This is a genomic window from Microbacterium resistens NBRC 103078 (assembly GCF_001552355.1).
GTDB lineage: Bacteria > Actinomycetota > Actinomycetes > Actinomycetales > Microbacteriaceae > Microbacterium > Microbacterium resistens.
Genome location: NZ_BCRA01000161.1, coordinates 1 through 6,812, shown reverse-complemented (window position 1 = coordinate 6,812; position 6,812 = coordinate 1). Strand labels below are relative to the sequence as shown.

4 protein-coding genes and 1 pseudogene are annotated in these 6,812 nt (G+C 71.1%); all 5 read left to right on the top strand.

All coding sequences use genetic code 11. The annotated features are described in order from the left end of the window. Positions 1-236 (top strand): annotated as a pseudogene (locus MR1_RS20460) (Rv3654c family TadE-like protein); the annotation flags it as partial. Positions 237-299: 63 nt separating this feature from the next. Next, positions 300-3,128 (top strand): type I DNA topoisomerase, encoded by a 2,829-nt coding sequence (topA, locus tag MR1_RS18075; RefSeq protein ID WP_084344901.1) that lies wholly within the window; start codon positions 300-302, stop codon positions 3,126-3,128. Continuing rightward, a complete protein-coding gene (gene tmk / locus MR1_RS18070) occupies positions 3,125-3,754 on the top strand; it encodes a dTMP kinase (protein WP_067250355.1) in 630 nt (209 codons plus the stop codon). The genes topA and tmk overlap by 4 nt, the downstream gene beginning before the upstream one ends. Positions 3,755-3,906: 152 nt before the next feature. Continuing rightward, on the top strand, positions 3,907-5,064 hold the full coding sequence (locus MR1_RS18065; RefSeq protein WP_067250351.1) for a DNA polymerase III subunit delta': 1,158 nt from the start codon (positions 3,907-3,909) through the stop codon (positions 5,062-5,064). Further along, a complete protein-coding gene (locus MR1_RS18060) occupies positions 5,061-6,626 on the top strand; it encodes an alpha/beta hydrolase (RefSeq protein ID WP_067250348.1) in 1,566 nt (521 codons plus the stop codon). Before MR1_RS18065 ends, MR1_RS18060 begins: the two co-directional genes overlap by 4 nt. Positions 6,627-6,812: the final 186 nt, after the last annotated feature.

Below are 6,812 nucleotides of genomic sequence, written 5' to 3'. Positions count from 1 at the left end.
CGGACGCCGCGGCGCTCGCCGCAGCCGACGTCGTCTCCGGCGCTGTTCCGCTCGCCGCCGACCCCTGCGCGGTCGCGGAGCGGGTGGCCGCCGCATCGGGAGCGACCCTGGAGTGGTGCCGTCTCGACGACGGCCCGGGCGTGGCGACCGTGCAGGTTTTCGCGGCGTACGCTGGTATCACCGCCGCCGCCCGATCCCGAGCAGGCCCACCCGAGGCCGCTGCGGGCGGCGGATGAACCGCATGAGGACGACCTCCTCAGGGCGGTGTGTATGGTGTGCTTCGAAGAAAGGACGCACCCGTGGCGCAAGGCAAGAAGCTCGTCATCGTCGAGTCCCCGACGAAGATGCGCTCGATCCAGGGTTACCTCGGCGACGGCTACGAGGTGCTCAGTTCGGTCGGGCACATCCGCGACCTCGCGGACAAGAAGGACATCCCCGCCTCCGACAAGCAGGCGTACGGGAAGTACTCGATCGACGTCGAGAACGACTTCGACCCGTACTACGTCGTCAGCGACCGCAAGACGAAGACGGTCGCCGAGCTCAAGCGCGCGCTCAAGGACGCCGACGAGCTCCTGCTCGCGACCGATGAGGACCGCGAGGGCGAGGCCATCGCCTGGCACCTCCTGGAGACGCTCAAGCCCAAGGTGCCGGTCAAGCGCATGGTGTTCCACGAGATCACCAAGGACGCGATCCAGGCGGCCGTGGGAAACACGCGCGAGCTCGACCTCGCCCTGGTCGACGCCCAGGAGACCCGCCGCATCCTCGACCGCCTCTACGGCTGGGATGTGTCCCCGGTGCTCTGGTACAAGGTGAAGTCCGGGTTGTCCGCCGGGCGCGTGCAGTCCGCGGCCACTCGCATGATCGTGGACCGCGAGCGCGAGCGGATGGCCTTCATCTCCGTCGAGTACTGGGACGTCGACGCCCAGGCCGCCGCGGGGGCCGGTACCGGGTTCCGCGTCCGACTGGTGCGCGTCGACGGCGGGCAGCTCGCCCGGGGGACCGACTTCGACGACTCCGGGAAGCTCAAGAAGGCCGTCGTCGTCCTCGACGAGGCGCGGGCGCAGGCGCTCGCCGCCGCGATCGAGGACGCCGGATCCGGCACCGTCACCAAGGTCGAGGCGAAGCCCGGCACGCGCAGCCCCTATGCCCCGTTCACCACCTCCACGATGCAGCAGGAGGCGGGGCGCAAGCTCTCGATGACCGCGAAGCAGGCGATGAGCGTCGCCCAGCGGCTGTACGAGAAGGGGTACATCACCTATATGCGTACGGACTCGACCGCGCTGAGCAGCCAGGCCGTCCAGGCGGCCCGCGAGCAGGCGGTCGCGCTCTACGGAGATGCGTCCGTGCCGCTCAAGCCGCGCGTCTACAAGTCGAAGAGCAAGAACGCGCAGGAGGCGCACGAGGCGATCCGCCCGTCGGGGGAGCACTTCCGCACGCCCGCCTCGCTGGCGAGCCAGCTCGACCGCGAGGAGCAGCGGCTCTACGACCTCATCTGGAAGCGCACGGTCGCCAGCCAGATGGCGGACGCGAAGTACGAGACGACCACGGTCACCCTCGCGGTGGACGCGGCCGGCCAGTCCGCGGAGTTCACCGCGTCGGGAACCGTGTACACCTTCAAGGGCTTCCTGGAGGCGTACGAGGAGGGCCGCGACGAGAAGCGCGGCGATGACGCGAACGCGGAGAACCAGTCCCTCCCTGCCGTCGCCGTGGGCGACGAGCTCGCCGTCTCGGACGCGCAGGCCAAGTCCCACCGGACCACGCCGAAGCCCCGCTACACCGAGGCCTCGCTGGTGAAGGCGCTGGAGGAGCACGGCATCGGCCGCCCCTCGACGTTCGCCAGCATCATCGGCACCGTCATCGATCGCGGGTACGCCACCAAGCGGGGCCAGGCGCTCGTGCCGACGTGGCTGGCGTTCAGCGTCGTGCGGCTCATGGAGCAGCACTTCTCGGATCTGATCGACTACGACTTCACCGCCTCCCTGGAAGACGATCTCGACGCCATCGCCCGGGGCGAGCAGAAGCGCGTCGAGTGGCTGCGCTCGTTCTACTTCGGCTCCGACGCCCACGTCGGGCTCCGGCAGATCGTCGACAACCTCGGGGAGATCGACGCACGCGCCCTCAACGCGACGCGGATCACCGACACCGCCACCCTCCGCTTCGGCAAGTACGGCCCCTACCTGGAGGTCGTCGACCCGGCGAACCCCGACGCCAAGCCGCGCATCGTCAACGTCCCGGAGGACCTCGCCCCGGACGAGCTCACCGCGCAGAAGGCGCAGGAGCTCATCGACGCACCGGTCGCGGGCGATCGGGTCCTCGGGGAGAACCCCGAGAACGGCAAGGTCATCGTCGTCAAGGACGGCCGGTTCGGTCCCTACGTCCAGGAGAACGACCCGGAGCCCGAGGAGCAGGTCGACGAGGCCACCGGCGAGATCCTGCCCGCCGCGGCGCCGGCGAAGAAGTCGACGAAGAAGAAGGAGGCCGCGCCGAAGCCGCGCACCGCCTCGCTCCTGCGTTCGATGTCGGTCGACACGATCGACCTGGAGACGGCGCTGAAGCTGCTCAGCCTTCCCCGCGTCGTCGGCGTGGACCCCGCGACGAACGAGGAGATCACCGCGCAGAACGGACGGTTCGGCCCGTACCTGAAGAAAGGCACGGACTCCCGCTCCCTGGAGTCGGAGCAGCAGATCTTCGACATCACGCTGGAGCAGGCGTTGGAGCTCTACGCCCAGCCGAAGTACGGCGCGCGGCGTGCGTCGAGCGCGCTCGCCGAGTTCGAGGCGGATCCGGTCAGCGGCAAGCCGATCCGGATCCGCGACGGACGCTTCGGCCCGTACGTGACCGACGGCGAGACCAACGTCACGATCCCGCGCGGCCAGCAGCCCAGCGACATCACCTTCGAGATCGCCGTGCAGATGCTCGCCGACAAGCGCGCGAAGGGACCTGCTCCCAAGCGTGGCCGTGCGGCGGCGACGAAGAAGGCACCGGCCAAGAAGGCTCCCGCGAAGAAGTCCGCCGCGAAGGCGCCCGCCAAGAAGTCCGCGGCGGAGGTGTCGGCGGCGCGGTCGGCGGCCGCGAAGAAGGCGGCGGCGACCCGCGCGGCGAACGCGAAGAAGAAGGCGGATTCATGACCCCAGGGCGCGGGCTCTGGATCACGTTCGAGGGCGGTGACGGCTCGGGCAAGACGACGCAGGCGACGCTGCTCGCCGATCGTCTCCGGGAGCAGGGACGCACGGTCGTGCGTACCCGGGAGCCCGGGGGATCGGAGGTCGGCGTCCTCATCCGCGACATCGTGCTCCACCACCGCGGCGACATCGCTCCCCGCGCCGAGGCACTCCTCTACGCCGCCGACCGGGCGCACCACGTCGCCACCGTCGTTCGTCCCGCCCTGGACCGGGGCGAGGTCGTGATCCAGGATCGCTATCTGGACTCCTCGGTCGCCTACCAGGGGGCCGGCCGCGTCCTCGACGGCGACGAGGTCCGCGGACTGTCGCTCTGGGGCGCGGAGGGCGCGCTTCCCGACCTCACCGTGCTCCTCGACCTCGATCCCGTCGTCGCCCGGGCACGCCTGGACGCCGACGACAAGCCGTTCGACCGCCTGGAGGCGGAGCAGGAGGAGTTCCACGGACGGGTCCGCGCGGCCTTCCTCGCCCTCGCGGATGCGGAGCCCGAGCGGTTCCTCGTGCTGGATGCGACCGACGACCCGCAAACGATCGCCGCCCGCGTGGCGGCACGGGTCGACGAACTCGGCGCCTGATCCCTTCCCCGTCCGGAGTCGGGGCGCGTTCCGGGAGGAATGGGCCCCACGACGAGCCCCGAACGACCACTGCGGACCCCAAACCCGGAGGTGAGGGGGAGGAGAGGGGCGGGGGGAAAGGGAGTGTCGGGAGGCGCGGCTAGGCTGAATCCATGCCCGACCCCGTCACTGCCCCCTTTCCGTGGACGGACGTCTGGGGGCAGGAGGAGGCGGTGCGGGCGCTGCGCGCGGCCGCGGCGGATCCGGAGGCCCTCGCGCACGCGTGGCTCATCACCGGCCCGCCCGGGTCGGGGCGCTCCACGCTCGCCTACGCCTTCGCCGCGGCTCTCATCGCCGAGGGGCCGGACGACGAGGCGACCATGCGCCAGGTCCTCGCGCGCACGCATCCGGACGTCACGGCCCTGCGCACCGACAAGGTGATCATCACGATCGCCGAGGCGCGCGCGCTCGTCGAGCGTTCCTACTTCGCCCCCTCGTCGGGACGTTACCGCGTCATCGTCGTCGAGGACGCGGACCGGATGGTGGAGAGGACCTCGAACGTCCTGCTGAAGGCGCTCGAGGAGCCGCCGGAGCGGACGGTGTGGATCCTGTGCGCTCCGAGCGAGGCGGATCTGCTTCCCACGATCCGCTCGCGCGTGCGGCCGTTGCGCCTGCGGGAGCCGGAGGTCGACGACGTCGCCCGGCTGATCGTCCACCGCACGGGCGTCTCCCCGGAGATCGCCGAGCAGGCGGCGCGGCATGCGCAGCGGCACATCGGGATGGCTCAGCGCCTGGCCACCGACGAGGCCGCGCGGATCCGCCGTGACGACACCATGCGCGCGGTCCTCGGCGTGCGCGGCGTCGGCGACGCCGTGGAGGTGGCTGGGCGCATCGTCCAGGCGGCGACGGAGGACGCCAAGGCCCTCACCGCCGAGCGGGACGCCGCGGAGCGTGAGTCGCTGCTGCGGACGGTCGGGATCGCCGAGGGCCAGGCCGTTCCGCCGGCGCTGCGGGCGCAGGTCTCCGCGCTCGAGGACGAGCAGCGCAAACGTGCGACCCGGAGCCTTCGCGACGGCATCGACCGCGTGCTCACGGACCTGCAGTCGCTGTTCCGCGACGTCGTGCTGCTGCAGTTCGGTCGCACCGACGACCTGATCAACCGCGAGCTGAGCGATCAGCTCGCCGCGCTCGCGGACGCCTGGCCGGCCACGCGTACGCTGGACGTGCTCGACCACCTGGCGGAGACCAGGGAGTCGCTGGAGCGCAACGTCGCTCCGACCCTCGCCCTCGAGAGCTTGCTCGTCACCGTGACGAGCGGGAGGAAACCGTGAAGAACCGATCGACCCGGCGGATCCGCCGCCTCGCGACCGTCCTGGCGGGCCTCGCCGTCGCCTCCGTCGCCCTCTCCGGATGCCTGTACGCGATGATCCCGCCGGGGACGTCCTCGTCGCCGCTGCCGGAGCGCACCACGGAGCCGGACACGAGCGGCGTGTCCGAGGAGCTGATGCCCTTCTACGCGCAGAAGCTCGACTGGAAGCCGTGCTCGTCCGGGATGGAGTGCACGACCGTCACGGCTCCGCTGGACTGGTCCGCCCCGCAGGCCGGGGAGATCGACCTCGCGGTGGTGCGCCACCGCGCGGAGGGCACGCCGGCCGGTTCCCTTCTGACGAACCCCGGCGGTCCCGGCGCGAGCGGCCTCGACTTCATCTCGGAGAGCATCGACTACGCCGTGGGACCGGACGTCATCGCGGCGTACGACGTCATCGGCTTCGACCCGCGCGGCGTGGGCCAGTCGACGGCCGTGCGCTGCTTCGACGCCGCGGAGATGGACGAGTACCTCTACGCGATCCCCGAGGGCGTGCGCGGCTCCGACGAGTGGACGGCGGAGCTCGACGAGGCCAACGCCCGTTTCGCACAGGCGTGCGAGGCCAACAGCGGCGGGATCCTGCCGTACATCACGACGATCAACTCCGCGCGCGACATGGACCTGCTGCGCGCGGTGCTCGGCGACAAGAAGCTGAACTATCTCGGCTACTCCTACGGCACCTTCCTCGGGGCCACCTACGCGAACCTGTACCCGGAGCGCGTCGGCCACCTGGTGCTGGACGGGGCGATCGACCCGGCCGTCTCGGGCCTGGACGTCAGCACCACGCAGGCGCTCGGCTTCGAGTCTGCGCTGCGGGCCTACATGGCCGACTGCCTGTCCGGGAACGACTGCGCGTTCAACGGCACCGTGGACGAGGCGATGGCGGATCTCGGCGCGCTCCTGGCGAGCGTGGACCGGGTGCCGCTGCAGAACGGCGACGGCCGGATGCTGGGCGCCGACGCCCTGATGACCGCGATCATCTCCGCCCTCTACTCGCAGGACAGCTGGTCCTACCTCACGGACGCTCTCAGCGGTGCACTCGAAGGGGATCCGAGCACCGCGTTCTTCCTCGCGGACTTCTACAACGGCCGGACCCAGAACGGCGAGTACGAGGACAACTCGTCGGAGGCGTTCCGGGCCTACAACTGCATGGACTACCCGGTGGAGGACGACCCGCAGGCCGAGGCGGCCGCGAAGGCGCTGATCGCGGAGAAGGCTCCGACGATCGCGCCGTACTGGGAGGGCGCGGATCCGTGCGCCGTCTGGCCCTATCCGCCCACCGGCACCCGCGGCGAGATCACCGCGCCCGGTGCGGGGCCGATCCTCGTCGTGGGCACCACCAACGACCCGGCGACGCCGTATGACTGGTCGGTGTCGCTGGCCGAGCAGCTCGAGGGCGGGGTGCTCATCACCCGCGTGGGGGAAGGGCACACCGGATACAACAAGGGCAACCGCTGCGTCGACAGCGCCGTCGACGGCTTCTTCCTCGACAGCACGGTGCCGGAGGACGGCCTGCGCTGCGAGTAGGACGAGCGCGCCTGCGCGCCGGGGCCCGGCCGACCCACGTGGTCGGCCGGGCCCTCGCCGTCTCGCGTGCCCACCGCCATCGGCGCGGCCGTGCGGCCGCTGGGTATGCTGGTCCCGTGCTCAGGCAGCAGCGATTTCGGAACCCCCGGCCGGGACATGGCCGCGGGGTCCTCGACGCGCGCTAGC